Consider the following 19039-nt stretch of genomic DNA (forward strand, 5'->3'; position numbering starts at 1 on the left):
CGACGGGACGCAACTTCCATTGAAATCGAAGGTTCGATTTCAATGGAAGTTGCGGGCGACGAACGCGTTCTTCCGGTCAGTTGTTGTCTAGATCCGAGGCGACCAGCTGGGCGAGGTGCTCCAGCGCCGCTTCCGCGCCGTCGCCCTCGGCCGCGAGCACGACCTCGTCGCCGTGGCCCGCGCCCAGCGTCATCAGGCCCAGGATGCTGCCCGCCTCCACCGGCTCCGTGTCGTCCTTGCGGATCGTGATCTTCACGGGCTGCGCTGCGGCGGCCTTGGCCACTAGTGCGGCCGGCCGCGCGTGCAGCCCCACCTTGCTTGCCACGGTGACCCGTCGCTCGAACATGGCTCTCCGTTCGTCGGGGGAATGGGGAAACGCCGGCCGGGGATCAGCTCTTGTCGGGGCCCGACTTGGCTTCCTCACCAGCATTATCCGTGCTCGCCTCGGTGGTTTCCGTGTCGTCCTCCTCACGGCCCGGGGTGCGCAGGTTCCACTTCGTGATCACGAACCGGAACACGAAGTAGTAGATGACCGCGTAGCCCAGGCCGATCGGGATCAGCCACAGCGAGTTCTGCGAGATGCCGAAGTTGAGCAGGTAGTCGATGGCGCCTGCGGAGAACCCGAACCCGGTGTGGATGTCCAGGGCGTTGACCAGCGCCATCGAGGTGCCGGTGAGCACCGCGTGGACCAGCAGCAGCGGCCAGGCCACGAAGATGAACGCGAACTCCAGCGGCTCGGTGATGCCGGTGAGGAACGAGGTCAGCGCGACCGAGATCATGATGCCGCCGACGACCTTGCGCTGCGACGGCTTCGCGGACTGCCAGATGGCCAGCGCCGCGGCGGGCAGGGCGAACATGAAGATCGGGAAGAAGCCGGTCATGAAGGTGCCCGCGGTCGGGTCACCGGCGAAGAAGCGGGCGATGTCGCCCTTCTCACCGTGGTAGTCGCCGAAGAGGAACCAGACCACGTTGTTCGGGATGTGGTGCAGGCCGAACGGCAGCAGCAGCCGGTTGATCACGCCGTAGATGCCGCCGCCGATCACCGCGTTCTGGGTGACCGCGTCGCTGAAGGCGGTCAGCGCGGTGTCGAAGAGCGGGAACAGCAGGCCCATGATCACGCCGGCGATCACCATGGCGAACGCCGTGATGATGGGCACGAACCGCCGCCCGCCGAAGAAGCCCAGGTAGGCGGGCAGCTTGATGCGGTGGTAGCGCTGCCACAGCCAGGCCGCGGTCAACCCGGCGATGATGCCGCCGAGCACCCCGTACGGGCCCTTGTTGAAGGCCTTGTCCGCCTCGGTGCCGGTGATCTCCCAGAGCACGCCCGAGAGCACCAGGTAGCCGACCGCGCCCGCCAGCGCAGTGGAGCCGTCGGCCTTCTTCGCGAAGCCGATCGCCACACCGATCGCGAACAGCAGCGGCAGGTAGTTGAACAGCGAGTTGCCCGCCGCGCCGATCACGCCGGCCACGGGCTGCATCCAGGGCAGCAGCGCCCCGAGGCCCTCCTTGCCGAGCAGGTCGTCCTGGCCGAGGCGGTTCAGCAGAGCGGCGGCGGGCAGGACCGCGATCGGCAGCATCAGGCTCCGGCCGAGCCGTTGCAGCAGGGCGAATCCCTTTCTGTCGCCCTTCGCCGCGGTGGCGTTGGCACTCATCGGTTACCTCCTGTGTCGTGGACACCGGGTCGTCTGGCGGGATGTTCGCGTCCGGTCGGCCCGGTCGGCCGCCTGGACGGGCGGTGGTGGCCGGAGCCGCTCGGGATGCGGTCCAGCTGCATCGTCACCTGGTACAGGTCGCCGCGGTACCAGGAAGTCATGTCCTCGATCGGGCGGCCCTGGGCCGTGGAGATCCGGCGGAACACCAGGACCGGGCTGCCGGTGCGGACGCCGAGCAGCCGCGCGGTCTCGGCGTCGGCGCCCTCGGCGAGCACGGTCTGCGTGCCGCTTTCCAGCTGCACCTCGTAGTTGCGGGCCAGCAGGGTGTAGAGCGAGTCGGACAGGTCGTGGTCGAGCAGGCCGGGCAGCAGCCCGGCGTGGTACCAGCCTCGTTCCACCGCCATCGGCGCACCGTCGGCCTTGCGCAGCCGGTACAGCCAGTACGCGGGCTGGTCGGGCCGGAGTCCGAGCGCTTCGGCGGTGGTCGGCGGCGGGATCGCCTCGTTCGCGTCGAGCAGCACCGTCTCCGGCTGCATGCCGCGGCGGCGCATGTCCTCGGTGAACGAGGCGAGGTGCAGTTGGGAATCCACCCGGGGCCGGGTGGTGAAGGTGCCCTTGCCGCGGACGCGCACCAGCAGACCCTCGGCGACGAGTTGCCCGACCGCCTCGCGGACGGTGAGCCGGGAGACGCCGTAGCGCACCGCGAGGTCGCGTTCCGACGGCACCGGCGCACCGGGCAGCAGTTCTTCGCTCGCCAGCTCGCGCAGGATTTCCCGCAGCTGGGCGTGCTTCGGCGTCGGGCCGTCGCGCAGCACGTCAGTCACGCCCTCGGGGCGGGGACTGCCGTCCGCGGTTCGCCGTGCGGCCACGCTGCCTCCATCGGTCTTGCTGGACATCGACGTCCGGTGCCCGGGGGCACCCGGCGCCGGTCGATCGCGAACGGATCGGATCCGGTGCTGTTCACTGATCCGGCCGAGTTGGTACTGTCCGGTCTAAACCAGTCGGTTGCGAACAATGCGCTTTCATGCGATCGAGTGTCAAGACGGCTCGCGATTCGTTGCCGCATCGACACCGAGTGGCGCAAGATCGTCGCGACGCGGTGCGCAACGCCCGCGTCGTCGGAGGACGAAGGGAGCACGGGGTGGCTCAGGACAAGGCCGCGGCCATCCTCGCCGCACTTGGCGGCGGGGACAACGTGGTGGAGATCGAGCCGTGCATCACGCGGCTCCGCTGCGAGGTCGAAGACGGTTCGAAGATCGACGAGGCGGCCCTGAAGGCCGCCGGGGCGCACGGCGTGATGGTGCAGGGCTCCGTCGTGCAGGTCGTCGTCGGCCCGGAGGCGGACACGCTGGCCGAGGACATCGAGGACCTGCGGTGAGCACGGAGGTCGGCAGCCCGGTGGCGGGCCTGGCCACCGCGCTCAGCGAGGTGCCCGACCCGGTCTTCTCGCAGGCCATGGTGGGCCCCGGGGTGGCGGTGCAGCCGTCCGGCGGGCGGGCCGACGCGGTCGCGCCGGTGGCCGGCACGATCGCGACGCTGCACCCGCACGCCTTCGTGGTCGCCTCGCCCGGCGGCGCCGCGGTGCTGGTGCACCTGGGCATCGACACGGTGAAGCTGAAGGGCGAGGGCTTCGAGCTGCACGTCGCCAAGGGCGACGTCGTCGAGGCCGGCCAGCGCATCGTCACCTGGGACCCGTCCGAGGTGGAGTCGCACGGCTACTCGTCGATCTGCCCGGTCATCGCGCTGGACATCGCGCCGGAGGCCCTGGCGGACCTCCGCGAGGACGGCCAGGTCGTCACGGGCGACACCCTGTTCACGGTGGACGCCTGAGTCCCGCGCGGGCTTGCGGCGCGTCAGGTTTTTGAAGCGAACGGCCTGTTCGCCTCGCTAGGTGAGGCGAACAGGCCGTTCGCTCGTTCGCGGCGAGGTTCCCGACACGCGCGGTTTCGCGGATCAGGTGCGCGGGGTTCCGGGTCGGCGCGTCGATGCTGGTGCGATGGTCGTGTTGATCGGGATCGCCGGTGGCGCAGCGGGTTTCGGCGCGGGCCGGCTGGGGTGGCTCTTGTTGTGCTCGGCGCGCAGGGGTGTCCGGCCGCCCCGGATGTGGTGCGAGATGGCGGTGGGTCTGCTGTGGACGGTGGTGGCCGTGCGCGCGGCGACCGGGATGCCGTTGTGGTGGGTGGCGGTACCCCTGTTGCTCGGCTGGCTCGCGGTGCTGCTGACGGCGTGCGATGTGCTCGCCTCGCGGCTGCCCGATGTGCTGACCCTGCCCGCGTATCCGGTCGCCGCGGTGCTGCTGGCCGTCGCGGCGGTGCCCCGGCCGGATGTGCTGCTCGGCGGCGCCGCCGGTGCGGTGGTGTTCGCGGGGACGTACCTGCTGGTGCGCGTGGTGTCGCCGGGAGCGATGGGGCCGGGTGACGTGAAGCTGGCGGGCAGCCTCGGCGCCGTGGTGGGCGCGGTCTCGTTGCCGGCGGTGCTGCTCGTGATGGCGGCAGCGGCGGCGTTGACGCTGGTGGCGGCGCTCTGGGCGAGGATCGGCGGCGTCCCGCACGGCCCCGCGATGCTCGCTCCGGCCTGGCTCGTCACCACCTTCGCCCCGTGGCCGTGAGCAGGCGGAACTCGTGGGCCGTGTCGCCGCTGGTCACCCTGGTCTGGCATTCATGATGTCGGGAGTCCCGCAGCGAGAAGGCCGCAGCAACTCCCGCAGGGGGGCCGCCACCCGCACCGCCACGCAGGATGAGCCTGGAAACGAGCTTGTGCAGGACCCCCGGGCGGGTTCAGTGGGGACTGAACGTGGCAGGATCTATGTGTGCTGCGTTGGATGACCGCTGGAGAATCGCATGGCCCCGCCCTGGTTGCGGTGCTGGAAGGCATGGTGGCCGGAGTCGAGGTGACTTCCGCCGACATCGCGACCCAGTTGGAGCGGCGCAAACTCGGGTTTGGCCGCAGCCCCCGGATGAACTTCGAGGCCGATGAGCTGGAGCTGATCGGCGGCATCCGGCACGGGCGGACCCAGGGGGGCCCGGTCGCGATCCGCATCGGCAACACCGAGTGGCCCAAGTGGGAGCAGGTGATGGCCGCCGACCCGGTCGACGAGGACGTGCTGTCGTCGCTGGCCCGCAACGCGCCGCTGACCCGCCCCCGGCCCGGGCACGCCGACATCGCCGGGATGCAGAAGTACGGCTTCGAAGAGGCCCGGCCGGTGCTGGAGCGCGCGAGCGCCCGCGAGACCGCCGCCCGCGTCGCCGTCGGCACCGTCGCCCGGCAGTTCCTGCGGCAGCTGCTCGGCGTGGAGATCGTCAGCCACGTCATCAGCCTCGGCGGCGTCGACGCCACGCACGACGTGCTGCCCGGCCCGGACGATCTGGACGCCATCGACCACAACCCGGTGCGCGCCTTCGGCGACGCCGCCACCGAGAAGATGATGGCCGAGGTCGACGCGGCGAAGAAGGACGGCGACACCCTCGGCGGCGTCGTCGAGGTCATCGCCTACGGGCTGCCCCCGGGCATCGGTTCCCACGTGCACTGGGACCGCAAGCTCGACGCACGGCTGGCCGGCGCGCTGATGAGCATCCAGGCGATCAAGGGCGTCGAGATCGGCGAGGGCTTCGCCAACGCGCACCGGCGCGGCAGCGCGGCGCACGACGAGATCTACCCGGACCAGGGCGCCAAGTGGGTCCGGCGGGACAGCAACCGGGCCGGCGGCCTGGAGGGCGGCATCACCAACGGCGAGCCGCTGATCGTCCGCGCCGCCAAGAAGCCGATCTCGAGCCTGCCGCGGGCACTGGCCACTGTGGACATGGTGACCGGCGAGCCGGCGCAGGCGATGCACCAGCGCTCCGACATCACGGCGGTGCCGCGCGCCGCGGTCGTCGCCGAGACCATGGTCGCGCTGGTCCTCGCGGAGGCCGTGCTGGAGAAGTTCGGCGGCGACTCGCTGCCGGAGACCCGCCGCAACGTCGAGGGCTACCTGGCCTCGCTGCGCGAGCGCGCCGAGAAGCGGCAGGTGCGGTGATGGCCCCGCGCGCCGTCGTGATCGGCCCGCCGGGCGCGGGCAAGACGACGATCGGCCGACTGCTGGCGCAGCGCCTGGACGTGCCGTTCCGGGACACCGACGACGACATCGTGCGGACCGCGGGCCGGCCCATCTCCGACATCTTCGCCAACGACGGCGAGCCCGTGTTCCGGGCCATGGAAGAGGAAGCGGTCGCCGCGGCGCTGCGCGAGCACGACGGCGTGCTGGCGCTCGGCGGCGGCTCGGTGCTGTCCGAGCTCACCCGCGAGCGGCTGGGCGGGCACCCGGTCGTCTTCCTGTCCGTGGGCCTGGCCGAGGGCGCCAAGCGCGTCGGGCTGTCCACCGCGCGGCCGCTGCTGGCCGGGGTGAACCCGCGCGCCACCTTCAAGGCGCTGCTGGACGCGCGGCTGCCCATCTACCGCTCGGTGGCGTCCGTCGAGATCGCCACCGACCACGTGACGACCGGCGAGGTCGTGGAGCAGGTCGCCGCCGCGCTCGCCGCGAGCAGCACGCCGTCCAACTGATCAGAACTGAAGCCCGAAGGGACGATGATGACCGAGCCGGTGCGGATCAGGGTGGCCAGTCAGCAGCCCTACGACGTCGTGGTCGGCCGGGGACTGCTCGGCGAGCTCGTCGACTTCCTGCGCGACGCATCGGTGGTGGCGCTGGTGCACCAGCCCACCATCACCAACACCGTGGAAGCCGTGCGCGACGAGCTGGCCGCGGCCGGCGTGGACGCGCACCGGGTGGAGATCCCGGACGCCGAGGACGGCAAGAGCCTGCAGGTGGCCGGGTTCTGCTGGGAAGTCCTCGGCAAGGTCGGCATGGACCGCAACGGCGTCGTGGTGTCCTTCGGCGGCGGTGCGGTCACCGACCTCGCCGGGTTCGTCGCCGGGACCTGGATGCGCGGCGTGCGCGTGGTGCACGTGCCGACGACGCTGCTGGGCATGGTGGACGCCGCGGTCGGCGGCAAGGCCGGCATCAACACCGACGCGGGCAAGAACCTCGTCGGGCTGTTCCATGAGCCGAGCCTGGTGCTGGCAGACCTGGCGACGCTGGAGGGGCTGCCGCGCAACGAGCTCGTCGCCGGCATGGCCGAGATCGTCAAGGCGGGCTTCATCGCCGACCCGGAGATCCTGCGCCTCATCGAGGCCGACCCGGCGGTGGCGACTGACCCGGCCGGTGACGTGCTGGGCGAGCTGGTGCGCCGGTCGATCCAGGTCAAGGCCGACGTGGTCGCCGCGGACCTGAAGGAATCGCACCTGCGCGAGGTGCTCAACTACGGCCACACCCTGGCCCACGCCATCGAGCGCCGGGAGCGCTACCGCTGGCGGCACGGCGCGGCGGTCAGCGTCGGGCTGGTGTTCGCCGCGGAGCTGGCCCGGCTCGCCGGGCGGCTGGACGACGAGACCGCCGACCGGCACAAGCGGGTCCTCGACCTGCTCGGCCTGCCCACCAGCTACGACCCGAACGCGCTCGGCCAGCTGCTGGAGGCGATGCGGGTGGACAAGAAGACCCGGTCCGGGGTGCTGCGGTTCGTCGTCCTGGACGGCCTCGCCAAGCCCGGCCGCCTGGAGGGCCCGGACCCGTCGCTGATCGCCGCCGCGTACTCGGCGGTCACCGGCGGCGAGGCCAAGTCGGGCTCGGAGGTGCTGCTGTGAAGGTGCTCGTCCTCAACGGGCCGAACCTCGGTCGGCTGGGCAAGCGGGAGCCGTCGGTCTACGGCAGCACGACCTACGCCGACCTGGTCGGGATGTGCGAGCGCGCGGGCGCGGAGCTGGGCGTCGAGGTGGAGGTCCGGCAGACCGACCACGAGGGCGAGATGGTCCAGTGGCTGCACGAGGCCGCCGACGAGCAGTGGCCGGTGGTGCTCAACGCGGGCGCGTGGACGCACTACTCGATCGCGGTGCGCGACGCGGCGGCGCAGCTCGCCGCCGACCTGATCGAGCTGCACATCTCCAACGTGCACAAGCGCGAGGAGTTCCGGCACGTCAGCTACCTGTCGGCGGTGTCCACCGCCGTCATCGCCGGGCTCGGCGTCGAGGGCTACCCGCTGGCCATCCGCTGGCTGGCCGACAAGGCGCGCGACTAGTTCTCGCGGTTCGGGGTCGTGAGTGTTTTGGGCTGCTGTAGAGGCTGTTTCCGATGTGGTGGTGTGGGTCGTGGTAGGGCGGCTTGTGCCTTCAAAGCGGTGAAGCGAACGGCCTGTTCACCTCGCCTATCGGGACGAACGGGCCGTTCACTCCACACCAGCTGGTGCCCGCCGACGTCGGATGGATGAAGCGAACGGACCGTTCACCTCGCCTATCGAGGCGAACAGGTCGTTCACTCCACACCAGCCAACGAGGATGCGCCACTGCGCAAACGAGCCCTCAAACAGCCTCCATAGCGATCCAAAACACTCACGAACTGGACGTGCCTCGGTCCGTTCGGGATCTAAGTTGGGTGCAGGTGCCCTTCACCTCGGTGTCGGCGCGGGTCTGGGGGGGGAGCATCGGTGAGGGATCGGATCGGGCTGCGCTGGTCAGCCGCGCTGGCCGCCGTCGCGTTGCTGTCGGGTTGTACGCAGGTCGAGGGCGCGCCCGGCCCACCGCCGCAGGCGGAGAAGCGGGTCGAGCCGCCGAAGGACCCGGTCGAGTTGGATGTCGGCGGCGAGCGCGGCAGCGCCGGGGTGGTGGCGGCGGGCGGGATGCCCGCGCCGTACAACTACGGCCCGACCGTGCTCGTGGAGGGCGGGAAGTACCGCACCTGGTGGTGCAGCCAGCTGCCCGGGGTCGGCCCGCCCGGCGACGACATCCTGACGGCCGAGTCGGGCAGCCCCGACGGCCCGTTCTTCGCCGCCGGCGGCGCGCCCGCGGTGCCGGTCTTCACCGGCCAGCCCGGCGCGTTCGACGGCATGCACACCTGCGATCCGTCGGTGCTGCGGGTCGACGGCCGCTACTACCTGTACTACACCGGCGCGGCGGGGGATCACGCGCACGGCAACGCCATAGGGGTGGCCAGCAGCGAGGACGGCCTGGCCTGGCGGCGGGAGGCCGGCGGCAGGCCGATCGTCCTGGCTTCCCGCGAGGTGAACCGGGAGAACGTCTACGGCGCGGGCCAGCCGTCCGCGCTGTATCTGGACGGCTGGTTCTACCTGATGTTCACCGACACCACGGCGTCCGGCGCGGGCTGGAACGGCGCGGGCCAGTTCGTGCTCCGCGCGCGCAATCCCGAGTTCACCGACCAGCTGCAGGCGTTGACGGAGCGGGGTTTCCAGCCGGCGGGCGCGCAGCGTTCGCGTTCGGTGGTCGACGCCTTCAGCGCGGACTGGATGTGGGTTCCGGCGCTGGACGCGTTCGCGATCGCCCACCAGACCTCGGCGGGCACCACGATCACCTTCTGGGACCGGGTTTTCACCCGCCACCCCTACGCGCCGGTGGTCGTGCCCGGCCCCTGGCGGGAAGGACCGGGTCTGGTCCGCGGCCCCGATGGGCACGCCCCGGTGTCCACATCGGACCCGTGCGGCACGGTTCCGGTGGACGTTCTCCGCGCCACTGCGGAGCTTCCGTCGCCGACCGAGATCCGCCACTTCGGCATCGACGTCGCCGGCGCCGACGGGTGCCGGACGACCGCGCAGGCAGCGGCGGTCCTCGACGGGTTCGCGGTGCCGTCCCCGGCCCGCACCGTGGACGTAGTGCGGGACGGCCGGCGGGTCCGCGTCGAGCGCCGCTCCGTCGCCGAGCAGCTGGTCACGAGGGTTCTCGACGAGCGGGTGCCCGCGTTGGACGAGCTCCCGGTGGCAGGCACCATCCGTTCCGCGGCACCCGCCCTGCGGTCCCCGCAGGGCGCGGTCGGCCTGCTCGACGACAAGGGTCGACTGTGGACGGTGACCGCGGAGGTCGCGGCCGCGAACGGTTCGCCGATCACCGACGTCTCCCAGCAGGAGTGGGACGCGCACACCCCGGCCGGCGATCTCCGCCGCTGATCAGCGCCCGGCTACCAGGTCCGCGACCCGCAGGTCGGTCAGGAACATGTAACCGGGCGCGTGCGTGATCGCCAGCTCCGGGCGCGCCTCGGCGAGCACCGCCTGCGGGGTGACACCGCACGCCCAGAACACCGGGACCTCGTCGGCTTCGAGCGGCATCGGGTCGCCCCAGTCCGGTGTGGACGGATCGGTGATGCCGATCTCCGCCGGGTCGCCGACGTGCAGCGGCGCGCCGTGCGCGAACGGCAGCTCGGCTGTCACGGCGATGGCGCGCTCCACCTCGGATCGCCTGATCGCCCGCATGGACACCACCACCGGCCCGTGGAACCGGCCGACCGGTCGGCAGCGCAGCGACGTGCGGAACATCGGCACGTTCCCGCCGGTTTCCAGGTGGCGCAGCCGGACCCCGGCGGCGAGCAGCCGTTCCTCCGCGCTGAAGCTGCAACCGAGCAGGAAGGCGACGAAGTCGTCGCGCCAGAGCTCGCGCACGGAGTCCACTTCGGAAGACTGAAGTAATTCCCAGCATGTAGAACGCTTGATGTCCTCTCCCGCCTAATGGAGGAAGATTCCGCCTCGTCAAGTTGCGGTGACTGAGGAGGTTGGTTCACGCATCCGGCTACCTGTGAGGGTGCCTCGCCCCTTCTGGGGACTGCGCGTGCTCTGCGGCCTGGTGGAACCGCTTCCAGCAGGCCCCGCCCATCCGGCGGTGCAAAGGGCTCGGTCAAGGATAATGTGCGCGGCGTTGCGATCGGCATGTTCAGTGTGCCCGCAGGCTGTGCATGCAAACAACCTGCCGCAACCGTGCCGCGATTTCGGGTCGCGCACGCCACACTCGTTGCAGGTCTGCGACGACCCCGGAGCCGCCACTACGACCAAGACACCGCCGTGCCGGCGGGTCTTGTATTCGAGCTGGCGGCGGATCTGGTGCCATCCTTGATCGGCAATTCTTCGGTTTAGCCCGGACTTCTGGGCCACGTTTGCTCCGGGCAGCTCGATCGTTCCCTTCGCTGAGCGGAGCATGTTGCGGACCTTCAAATCCTCCACCGCGATCATGCCGTGGTTTTTGGTCAGATCGGTGGTGAGCTTGTGGTTCCAGTCCGCACGGCGGCGAGCCTGCCGAGCCTTCAGAGCTGCGATTTGGCCGATTGTTTTTCGCAGTCGATTGGAGTACTTGCCTCCGTTGTGCTTTTTGGCATACGTGAGCTGTCGGGCCTTGCGCTGTTCCAAACCACGCAGCCGATTCTGCTCGTCTTCGACGATCGTGTCGGGTCGCTGGCGCTCGTGATGCTCGTTGGACACAAACACCGAGCAGGCGATTCCCACATCCACCCCGATCGGCATGCCAGTGTTCACCGGCGGTTGCTCGAGTTCGGGCATATGGATGCCGAACGTGACATGCCAGCCCAAACCATCTCGGCTGACGGTTGCGTTGCGCACCGTGCCGTTGATCGGACGGGACAGCCGGAACCGTACCCACCCGATCTTCGGCAGTTTCACCTGTGCCATCCGGCGCGACACCTTATGCACCCGCACAGCCTGACCAGGGAAGGTGATCTTCTGTCGGTGCGACTTCTTCTTAAACTGAGGAAACCGTGCTGGATGTGCCGGGTTCCAGAAGTTGTCGTAGGCCGCGTCGAGCTGCTGGAGCACCTGTTGGGCGCACTGGGCGGGCAGGTCTCGAAGCCAAGCATGTTCCCGACGGGCTTCGGTCAGCTCCGCGCACTGCGCCACGGCCCGCACCGCTTTCCGCTGCGCGGAGCGGTACGCCCAGATGCGTTGTGCGAGTGCGATGTTCCATACCGCCCGGCTGGTGTGCGACCACGACGTGAGCCGTTCCGCCTGCATCCGGTCGGGATGCAGGCGGAACTTCATCGCAGTGTTCGCTCTCACGAAGATCACCCTAGCTTTGAGGACTGACAGTCCTGTCCGCCAGCCTGGTGTCCGGAAGGTCGGGATTTTGCTCCCGTGTTGCTAGGTGGAGCCCAATCGGCCGAGAAGGAACCGGGACGAACGCCGCCCAAGCCGTAGCCAATCCCGTAGCCCGAAACGTGTTCGGTGGTAAAAGACTGATGATGTAGGTCGACAAGACTGGTATGCGAGTGCGAGCGCCGTCTAAACGTCGGATAGCGCCAGCACCCACAGAGTCAAGAAGAAAGTCAGACGATAATCAAGGCGTGCCGCGTCATCGGCTCGCTGTTCGTCAGTCGACGAAGTGTTTCTGCAGTGCTTCTTCGGCGTCGACGAGGTAGGCGTCCAGCAGGGTCGCCGCGCCCTCCACGTCGCCGGAGCGCAGCGCGTCGGCGATCTCCTCGTTGCGCTTGAGGAATGCCGAGTGGAACACCTGGGTGTCCTTCATGTGCGCGTAGGCCAGCCGGAACTCGGCGAGGATCTCGCCGACCACCGCGTCCAGCCGCGCGCTGCCGGCCAGCGCGACGAGCGCCTCGTGGAACCTGATGCTGGCAGCCGCGACGTCGTCCCAGTGGCCCTTCTCGGCGGCCTCGCGGCCATCGGAGATCGCGGCGGAAAGGCGGCGCAGCCCGGCCGGTTCGAGGCTGCTGATGTGCCGCAGGGCAGCGCATTCGATGACCCGGCGCACCTCGTAGAGGTCGGTGACGTCCTGCCGGGAGAGCTGCCGGACGAAGACGCCGCGGCTGAGCTCGTGGACCAGCAGCCGCTCCCGGATCAGCAGCCGGAACGCCTCGCGCAGCGTGCTGCGGGAGACGCCGTGCGCCTGCTTGACGCGTTCTTCGGACAGCCGCATGCCGGGCACGAGCTCGCCGGTGGCGATCTCGGCGCGCAGCGCGTCGGCCACCCGGCTCGCGGCGCCGCTCGTGTCGGTCACGTGGGTCCCCTTCGTCCGGCCGCGGCGGGCGCGCGCGGTTCGTGCAGTTTACCCGGCGGGCTCCGTGGTCCCTGCCAGATCGTCTGACGATCCGTTGCCAGATCGTCTGACGATCCGTACTGTCCCGGATTGCGCGCTCCCCGTCGAACCGGAGGGTTCCAATGGCAGATTCACGTGCGCTGCGGGTCGGGGTGGACATCGGCGGCACCTTCACCGACCTGGCGGTCCTCGACGACAGCGGGATCGTCGCCGTGGGCAAGGCGCTGACCACCCATCACGAGCCCGCCGCAGCGGTCGAAGCGGTGCTGCGGCAGGCAATAGCGGATCACGGGCTCGACCCGGCCGGCATCGCGACCGTCGTGCACGGCACGACCCTGGTGACCAACGCGCTGATCGAGCGCCGCGGCGCCCGCACCGCGCTGCTCACCACCGAAGGCTTCCGCGACGTGGTCGAGATGGGCCGCGAACACCGGTACGAGCTCTACGACCTCGGGCTCGAACTGCCACGCCCGCTCGTGCCCCGGCACCTGCGGTTCGGCGTGCGGGAACGGGTTCGCGCCGACGGCGCGGTGGTGACGCCGCTGGACGCGGGCGCGGTCAAGCAGCTCGGCGTCGAACTCGCCGCCGCCGGGGTCGAAGCCGTCGCCGTCTGCTTCCTGCACAGCCACACCAACGGCGAGCACGAGCGGCAGGCCAGGGAGATCCTCGAAGCCGCCGCGCCGGAGCTGCGGGTGGCGCTGTCCAGCGAGGTGAACCCGGAGATCCGGGAGTACGAGCGGAGCTCCACCACCCTCGCGAACGTCTACGTGCAGCAACTCGTCGAGAACTACCTCGCGGACCTGCGCGCCCGGCTCGGCGGGCTCGGGGTGCGCACCGATCCGCTGATCATGCTGTCCAACGGCGGCGTCGCGGCGATCGAGGTGGCGCGGCGGTTCCCCATCCGGATGCTGGAGTCGGGGCCGGCGGGCGGTGCGCTGGGCGCCGTCGCGTTCGGCCGGACCGCGCGGCGGCCGGACCAGCTGGCCTTCGACATGGGCGGCACCACCGCGAAGCTCTGCATGATCGAGCAGGACCGCCCGCTGATCACCCACACCTTCGAAGTGGACCGGGTGTACCGGCTGCGTGCCGGTTCCGGGCTGCCGGTGCGGGCGCCGGTGATCGACATGATCGAGATCGGCACCGGCGGCGGCTCGATCGCCCGCGTCGACCCGCTCGGCCTGATCACCGTCGGCCCCGACTCGGCGGGCTCGGAACCCGGTCCGGTGAGCTACGGGCGCGGCGGCACGCGGTGCACCGTCACCGATGCGGACGTCGTGCTCGGCTACCTCGACCCGGCCCGGTTCCTGGGCGGTGACATGCCGTTGGACGCGGCGGCCGCCGAGGCGGCGATCCGGGAACAGGTCGCGGACCGGCTGGGCGTGTCCGTCCCGGAGGCGGCGTGGGGCATCCACACCACGGCGAACGAGAACATGGCCAACGCCGCCCGGGTGCACGCCATCGAGCGCGGCCAGGATCCGGGCCGGCTGCCGCTGTTCGTCTCGGGCGGCAACGGGCCGCTGCACGGCCCGGGCGTGGCGCGGGCGCTCGGGTCGCCGTCGATGGTCGCGCCGCCGGCCGCCGGAGTACTCAGCGCGCTGGGCTTCCTGTCCGCGCCGATGTCGATCGACATCGTCCGCTCCCGGCACGCGCTGCTCGGTGAGATCGGGCTCGACGACTCGCGGGCGCTGTTCGCGGAGATGGAACGCGAAGGCACCGAGGTGCTGACCGCGTCCGGTGTCGCGGTCGCCGACGTCGTCCACGAGCGGACGCTGGAGATGCGGTTCGTGGGGCAGGGCAGCGAGATCGAGGTGCCGGTCCCGCCGGTCGGCGACGGCTGGCGCGACGAGGTGCTGGAGAGCTTCCGGCGGCAGTACGCGCAGCGCTTCGGCACGGTCGCCCCCACCGGCGTCGAGCCGGAACTGCTCACCTGGCGGGTCACCGCGCGCGGCCCTGAACCGCCCGCCCGGCTCGGCTTCGAGTCCACTTCGGATGGTCAGGACGCGCTGATCGGGCACCGCGATGCCTACTTCCCGCCTGGCGGCTACGCGCCGACGCCGGTCTACGACCGGCACCGGCTGCGCGCTGGCGCGGTGCTGGCCGGGCCCGCGCTGGTGGAGGAGCGGGAAGCGACGCTGCTCGTCCCGCCCGGTGCGCGCTGCACCGTCGAGGCCGACAGCAGCATCTTCGTCGAGTTCGCCGTGGGAGGTTCCCGATGAGCCGCGTCGATCCGGTGCTGGTCGGCCTGGTCGCCAACCGGCTGCACTCGCTGCTCGACGAGCAGCAGGCCGCCCTCGTGCACACCGCGTTCAGCCCGGTGGTGCGCGAATCCCTGGACCTGGCCTGCGCCGTGTTCAACTCGGCGGGGGAGATGGTGGGGCAGTCCAGCGGCGGCACTCCCGGGCACATCAACGCGATGGCCACCGGGATGCGGCACATCGTCGCCGAATACCCGCCCGAGGTCCTGGCCGACGGCGACGTGCTGATCACCAACGACCCGTGGATGACCTCGGGGCAGATCAACGACATCACCATCGCCACCCCGGTGTTCCGGGGCGGAACGCTGATCGCGTGGTTCGCGAGTTGCTGCCACTCGCCGGACATCGGCGGCCGGATCCTGTCCGCGGCGGCCACCGAGGTCTTCGAGGAGGGGCTGCGGCTGCCGATCCTGAAGCTGCGGACCGCGGAAGGTCCTAATAGGACGCTGGAGCGGTTGGTCCGGGCGAACGTGCGGACGCCGAACGAGACGATGGGCGACATCTACGCGCAGGTGTCGGCCAACCAGGTCGGCATCCGCAGCCTCGACCGGATGCTGGACGAATTCGGCCTCGACGGCATCGACGAGGTCGCCGCCGAGATCATGCTGCGCTCCGAGCAGGCGCTGCGCGCGGCGCTGCGGGAGATCCCGGACGGCACGTACTCGACGAGCATGGACTCGGACGGCTTCGACGGCGACGCGATCCACCTGGCGGTCGCGGTGACCGTCGACGGCGACGCCGTCCGCGTCGACTACGCGGGTTCGTCGCCGCAGTCCCCGCACGGCGTCAACGTGGTGCTCAACTACACCCGGGCGTACACGTCGTTCGCGATCAAGGCGGCGCTGGCGCCGGAGGTGCCGCACAACGCCGGGTCGTTCCGGCCGGTCGAGGTGGCCGCGCCGCGCGGTTCGGTGCTCAACTGCGTCGAACCCGCGCCCGTTGCCTCCCGCCACCTCGTCGGGCACTTCCTGCCCAGCCTGCTCTTCGAGGCGCTCCGCCCGGCCGTGACCGGTGGTCTGCCGGCGGTGAGCGCGGACGCCCTGTGGATGACGGTGTGGCGCGGCGCAGGCATCGACGAGCCGCAGCCGTTCACGCTGACGGTCTTCGGCGCGGGCGGGACCGGCGCGCGGCCGGACAAGGACGGGCTGAACACCACCGGCTTCCCGACCGGGGTGCGCGCCGCGCCGACCGAGGTGCTGGAAACCCTGACGCCGCTGGTGCAGTGGCGCCGGGAGCTGCGGCCGGATTCCGGTGGTGCGGGGCGGTTCCGCGGCGGGCTGGGGCAATCGGTGGAGGTGTCGCGGCACGGGCCGCACGGCTGGACCGTGAACGCGAACATCGACCGCGTCGAGTTCCCGGCCGCCGGTGCGCAGTCCGGATCTGCCGGCGCGGCAGGGGAATTCGTCGACGCGAGCACCGGCCGGGAGCTGCCGCGCAAGCAGCTCGTCCGACTCGGCGCCGACTCCCGGGTGCGGCTGCGCTTCCCGGGCGGGGGCGGCTACGGCCATCCGGAGGCCCGGCCGGTCGACCGCGTTCTCGACGACGTCGTCAACGGCTACGTGAGCATCGACGCCGCGCGCGAGCTCTACGGCGTGGAGATCGAGTACACCGGCGACCCGGACGCGCTGGTGCGGCCGCCCGATTCCTACCGCGTCCGGAGCGTGACGCCGCGCCGTTGACCCGGATGATGGGCGCCTTCGGGATTGCTCGAAAGCGCCCATCGCCCGCGGATCATCGGTCGCCGCGGCCCGGCTTCATCGTCTGCACGGAGAGCTGGTGCACTTTGTCGTTGGTGCAGCCGGTTTCGGCGTAGTCGAACTCGATGTACATGGACGCGGTTTCCTGCGGCGGGTAGATCCGCAGGCCGCGAACCGGCTCCGGACGGCAGTTCTCGGGTTCGTAGTTCTCGACCGCCACATATCCGATCACGGCGGAGGCCTGCTCGCCGGGCTCGAGGGTGATCGGCGGGCCCTTCTCGTCGACCCGGGAGGCGGCCGCGCCGACCTGGTGCCCGTCGTTGCCGCCGACGTAGGACACGCCCGGGAATCCCTGGATCACGCACCGGTGGCCGCTGGTGTTGGTGAAGATCAGCGGGCGGTAGGCGGTGCCGGCCGCCGCGCCGCCCTTGCCGAACGACAGCTGGAGATCCGGGGCCTTGCAGAGCCCGCTGTCGGGTTGCTGATCCGGCCGCGCGGTCGTCGAGCCGGCGGCTGGGGCCGTGGTCTCCGCGGGCGTGCCGGAGTCGGTCGACGTCGACTCGGCGGGAGCCGAGTTCGCGGGCGGGTCCTGGATGACCGATCCCGGTCCGTCCGCGTTCGATCCGCCGGCGCTGCAGGCCGCCAGCCCGACCGTCAGCGCAGCCGCCGCGACCGCGAGAATCCTCGCTCGAACCATCGATTCCGCCTCTCCGTGCACCAATGTCGGCCGTAGGACGCGCGGTCGCCGGTGTGGTTGCCGGAGTTGTTCGATCTGTGATCAGCGGTCGCCGAGGAGCCCGGCCACCAGCCCGCGGGCGTAGGCGGTGTCGAGACCGCTGGGGCGGAACAGGATGCGGTACATCATGGGGGCGACGACGTGGTCGACGACCGCCTCCGTGCCGGGCGCGCTCTCGCCGCGTTCGGCCGCGCGGGCGAGGATGACGTCGATCTGCTCGGCAGCGTAGGCCGAGCACTGACCGGCGTTGCTGCCGTCCGGGTCGCCGAGCAGCGCGTCGCGGATGTAGGCGCGGCCCGGGGGAGAGGTCATCTCCTCCAGGAACTGCTCGGCCCAGCCCGTCAGGTCGGCGGCCAGGGCGCCCCGGTCCTCCGGCGGAGTCTCGGGGCGCAGCCGCTCGACCGCCACGTCCGACAGCAACTCCTGCAGGTCGCCCCAGCGGCGGTAGATCGTCGACGGCGTGACCCCGGCGCGGGATGCCACCAGCGGAACCGTCAGCGCGTCCCGGCCCACCTCGGTCTCGAGCTCGCGCACGGCGTTGTGCACCGCCTCCTGGACCCGGGCGCTGCGTCCGCCCGGACGCGCCATCGGCTTCCTACCCATGGCCCAACCTTAAAAGACGATTTCACGGGCTGGTGCCGGTCTCCTCCCGGAACCGGCGGGTGAAGGTTCGCACGCTCATCCCGGCGTGCGCCGCCGCGTCGTCCAGGGTGAGCGGCTCGGCGAGCCGTTCCAGCAGCCACGCCCGGGTGGGCGCGGTGCCGGAGCCGCTGGTCTCCGGCAGCGGCCGCTCGATGAACTGGGACTGGCCGCCGTCCCGCCACGGCGGCACGACGCAGGACCGGGCCGCGCGGTTGGCCACCTCGCTGCCGTGGTCGCGGCGGAGCACGTGCAGGCACAGGTCGATCCCGGCGGCCACGCCGGCCGAGGTCAGCACGTCGCCGTCGTCCACGAAGAGCACGTCCGGGTGCAGCTCCACCCGCGGGTACAGCCGCCGGAAGCGCGCCGCGTGCGCCCAGTGCGTGGTGGCCGGGCGGCCGTCGAGCAGGCCCGCCGCCGCGAGCACGAACGCGCCGGTGCAGATCGACATGATCCGCGTGGTGCCGGGCAATCCGGCCAGGTAGCCGGCGAGTTCGGGGGACAGGCTGCCGTCCGTGCACGGCCCTTCGACGTAGGTGCCCGGGATGATCAGCGTGTCCGGCGCGGCCAGGAAGTCCGGGCTGGCCCCGGGCAGGATCGAGAAGCCCTTGGTGGTGCTGATCGGGCCGCCGTCGAGGCTGCAGACCTGGATGTCGTAGAGCGGCTCGCCGTTCTCGTCGCGGGCTCCGGAGAAGATCTGCGGGGCGATCGCCAGGTCGAAGCCGACGACGTCGGAGAGGCCCAGGACGGCGATTCGGTGCGGGCCAGGCTCGGTTTTATAAGCGGCGGTAGCCGCTTGCGGTGTGGGATTCAACTTGCACCGCCGCGGGTTCTCAGACGTCTTTCTCGCGAGGACAGCCCCGACGTGGTGAATTGGCATTCATGATGTCGGGGATCCCACAGCGAGAAGGCGTCTGAGGTTCCGCCACCCGCACCGCTACGCAAACCCCTTCTGAAACACTCTTTAGGGTTCCTAACAAAGGGTCTTGATGTGTCGGTAGCAGATGATGCAGGTGGCCAGGCCGAGGAACGCTTCGTGGATGTCGTCGCGGCGTTCCCAGCGGATGCGGAGGCGTCGCATGCCGTGGTACCAGGCGATCGTGCGCTCGACGACCCACCTGATCACGCCGAGTCCGGAGCCGTGGCCGGTTCCGCGTTCGGCGATCTGCGGGTCGATCCCCATGTCGCGCAACTCGT

The 19039-nt window shown here is 70.8% G+C and carries 19 protein-coding genes and 1 pseudogene; 10 read left to right on the forward strand and 10 right to left on the reverse strand.

The window, feature by feature from the left end; genetic code table 11:
• Positions 1 to 76 precede the first annotated feature (76 nt).
• From E1288_RS39750 to E1288_RS39760, 3 genes are read right to left on the reverse strand one after another with little or no spacing between them, the layout of a single operon-like run.
• Entirely contained in the window at positions 77 to 346 is a 270-nt protein-coding gene (locus E1288_RS39750) for an HPr family phosphocarrier protein (RefSeq protein WP_132493845.1), read from the reverse strand.
• 43 nt (positions 347 to 389) lie between these two features.
• Positions 390 to 1652 (reverse strand): PTS transporter subunit EIIC, encoded by a 1263-nt coding sequence (locus E1288_RS39755; protein ID WP_132493846.1) that lies wholly within the window; start codon positions 1650 to 1652, stop codon positions 390 to 392.
• A complete protein-coding gene (locus E1288_RS39760) occupies positions 1649 to 2521 on the reverse strand; it encodes a GntR family transcriptional regulator (protein ID WP_408014307.1) in 873 nt (290 codons plus the stop codon). The genes E1288_RS39755 and E1288_RS39760 overlap by 4 nt, the downstream gene beginning before the upstream one ends.
• A gap of 272 nt (positions 2522 to 2793) precedes the next feature.
• Between E1288_RS39760 and E1288_RS39765 the strand changes: the two genes are divergently transcribed.
• From E1288_RS39765 to E1288_RS39800, 8 genes are all read left to right on the forward strand, one after another.
• Entirely contained in the window at positions 2794 to 3030 is a 237-nt protein-coding gene (locus E1288_RS39765; protein ID WP_132493847.1) for a glucose PTS transporter subunit EIIB, read from the forward strand.
• Entirely contained in the window at positions 3027 to 3482 is a 456-nt protein-coding gene (locus tag E1288_RS39770) for a PTS sugar transporter subunit IIA (RefSeq protein ID WP_132493848.1), read from the forward strand. The genes E1288_RS39765 and E1288_RS39770 overlap by 4 nt, the downstream gene beginning before the upstream one ends.
• Positions 3483 to 3648: 166 nt before the next feature.
• Positions 3649 to 4260 (forward strand): prepilin peptidase, encoded by a 612-nt coding sequence (locus tag E1288_RS39775; RefSeq protein WP_132493849.1) that lies wholly within the window; start codon positions 3649 to 3651, stop codon positions 4258 to 4260.
• A 201-nt stretch (positions 4261 to 4461) separates the two neighbouring features.
• Positions 4462 to 5667, forward strand: coding sequence for a chorismate synthase (aroC, locus tag E1288_RS39780; protein ID WP_132493850.1), 1206 nt, complete (start codon positions 4462 to 4464; stop codon positions 5665 to 5667).
• Positions 5667 to 6191, forward strand: a complete 525-nt coding sequence (locus E1288_RS39785; RefSeq protein WP_132493851.1) for a shikimate kinase — start codon at positions 5667 to 5669, stop codon at positions 6189 to 6191. Before aroC ends, E1288_RS39785 begins: the two co-directional genes overlap by 1 nt.
• Before the next feature lie 27 nt (positions 6192 to 6218).
• Positions 6219 to 7328: a 3-dehydroquinate synthase gene (gene aroB, locus E1288_RS39790; protein ID WP_132493852.1), complete on the forward strand. Its 1110-nt coding sequence runs from the start codon at positions 6219 to 6221 to the stop codon at positions 7326 to 7328.
• Positions 7325 to 7759 carry a type II 3-dehydroquinate dehydratase gene (gene aroQ / locus E1288_RS39795; protein ID WP_132493853.1) on the forward strand — a complete coding sequence of 145 codons (435 nt, stop codon included), beginning with the start codon at positions 7325 to 7327 and terminating at the stop codon, positions 7757 to 7759. The genes aroB and aroQ overlap by 4 nt, the downstream gene beginning before the upstream one ends.
• Positions 7760 to 8356: 597 nt before the next feature.
• Complete coding sequence (locus E1288_RS39800) at positions 8357 to 9634, forward strand: glycoside hydrolase family protein (protein ID WP_408014308.1); 1278 nt, start codon at positions 8357 to 8359, stop codon at positions 9632 to 9634.
• Here the strand turns inward: E1288_RS39800 and E1288_RS39805 are convergent, their stop codons facing one another.
• From E1288_RS39805 to E1288_RS39815, 3 genes are all read right to left on the reverse strand, one after another.
• Positions 9635 to 10132: a D-glutamate cyclase family protein gene (locus tag E1288_RS39805; protein WP_235884133.1), complete on the reverse strand. Its 498-nt coding sequence runs from the start codon at positions 10130 to 10132 to the stop codon at positions 9635 to 9637.
• Between the two features lie 78 nt (positions 10133 to 10210).
• Positions 10211 to 11506: an RNA-guided endonuclease InsQ/TnpB family protein gene (locus E1288_RS39810; RefSeq protein WP_207954814.1), complete on the reverse strand. Its 1296-nt coding sequence runs from the start codon at positions 11504 to 11506 to the stop codon at positions 10211 to 10213.
• A gap of 328 nt (positions 11507 to 11834) precedes the next feature.
• Positions 11835 to 12476 carry a GntR family transcriptional regulator gene (locus E1288_RS39815; protein WP_132493856.1) on the reverse strand — a complete coding sequence of 214 codons (642 nt, stop codon included), beginning with the start codon at positions 12474 to 12476 and terminating at the stop codon, positions 11835 to 11837.
• A 161-nt stretch (positions 12477 to 12637) separates the two neighbouring features.
• Here E1288_RS39815 and E1288_RS39820 point away from each other — a divergent pair, with 161 nt between their 5' ends.
• A complete protein-coding gene (locus E1288_RS39820) occupies positions 12638 to 14731 on the forward strand; it encodes a hydantoinase/oxoprolinase family protein (RefSeq protein WP_132493857.1) in 2094 nt (697 codons plus the stop codon).
• A complete protein-coding gene (locus E1288_RS39825) occupies positions 14728 to 16449 on the forward strand; it encodes a hydantoinase B/oxoprolinase family protein (protein ID WP_132493858.1) in 1722 nt (573 codons plus the stop codon). The genes E1288_RS39820 and E1288_RS39825 overlap by 4 nt, the downstream gene beginning before the upstream one ends.
• Before the next feature lie 52 nt (positions 16450 to 16501).
• Here the strand turns inward: E1288_RS39825 and E1288_RS39830 are convergent, their stop codons facing one another.
• The 4 genes and pseudogenes from E1288_RS39830 to E1288_RS39845 all read right to left on the reverse strand — a co-directional run.
• The gene (locus E1288_RS39830; RefSeq protein ID WP_132493859.1) at positions 16502 to 17164 is read right to left on the reverse strand and encodes a DUF4232 domain-containing protein; all 663 of its coding nucleotides are present in this window, start codon (positions 17162 to 17164) and stop codon (positions 16502 to 16504) included.
• Between the two features lie 81 nt (positions 17165 to 17245).
• A complete protein-coding gene (locus tag E1288_RS39835) occupies positions 17246 to 17806 on the reverse strand; it encodes a TetR/AcrR family transcriptional regulator (RefSeq protein ID WP_132493860.1) in 561 nt (186 codons plus the stop codon).
• Between the two features lie 25 nt (positions 17807 to 17831).
• Positions 17832 to 18656, reverse strand: a pseudogene (locus E1288_RS39840) (GlxA family transcriptional regulator); the annotation flags it as partial.
• A gap of 159 nt (positions 18657 to 18815) precedes the next feature.
• Positions 18816 to 19039, reverse strand: a 224-nt coding sequence (locus E1288_RS39845; RefSeq protein WP_207954815.1) for a transposase, incomplete at its 5' end; no start/stop codon positions are given.

The sequence above is a fragment of the Saccharopolyspora elongata genome (assembly GCF_004348985.1).
Classification (GTDB): domain Bacteria; phylum Actinomycetota; class Actinomycetes; order Mycobacteriales; family Pseudonocardiaceae; genus Saccharopolyspora; species Saccharopolyspora elongata.

Coding starts and splice junctions, on each gene's coding strand:
- E1288_RS39825 (WP_132493858.1), top strand. CDS start 14,728: ATGAGCCGCGTCGATCCGGTGCTGGTCGGCCTGGTCGCCAACCGGCTG.
- E1288_RS39800 (WP_408014308.1), top strand. CDS start 8,357: ATGCCCGCGCCGTACAACTACGGCCCGACCGTGCTCGTGGAGGGCGGG.
- E1288_RS39835 (WP_132493860.1), bottom strand. CDS start 17,806: ATGGGTAGGAAGCCGATGGCGCGTCCGGGCGGACGCAGCGCCCGGGTC.
- E1288_RS39810 (WP_207954814.1), bottom strand. CDS start 11,506: ATGAAGTTCCGCCTGCATCCCGACCGGATGCAGGCGGAACGGCTCACG.
- E1288_RS39775 (WP_132493849.1), top strand. CDS start 3,649: ATGGTCGTGTTGATCGGGATCGCCGGTGGCGCAGCGGGTTTCGGCGCG.
- E1288_RS39830 (WP_132493859.1), bottom strand. CDS start 17,164: ATGGTTCGAGCGAGGATTCTCGCGGTCGCGGCGGCTGCGCTGACGGTC.
- E1288_RS39820 (WP_132493857.1), top strand. CDS start 12,638: ATGGCAGATTCACGTGCGCTGCGGGTCGGGGTGGACATCGGCGGCACC.
- aroB (WP_132493852.1), top strand. CDS start 6,219: ATGACCGAGCCGGTGCGGATCAGGGTGGCCAGTCAGCAGCCCTACGAC.
- E1288_RS39750 (WP_132493845.1), bottom strand. CDS start 346: ATGTTCGAGCGACGGGTCACCGTGGCAAGCAAGGTGGGGCTGCACGCG.
- E1288_RS39755 (WP_132493846.1), bottom strand. CDS start 1,652: ATGAGTGCCAACGCCACCGCGGCGAAGGGCGACAGAAAGGGATTCGCC.
- E1288_RS39785 (WP_132493851.1), top strand. CDS start 5,667: ATGGCCCCGCGCGCCGTCGTGATCGGCCCGCCGGGCGCGGGCAAGACG.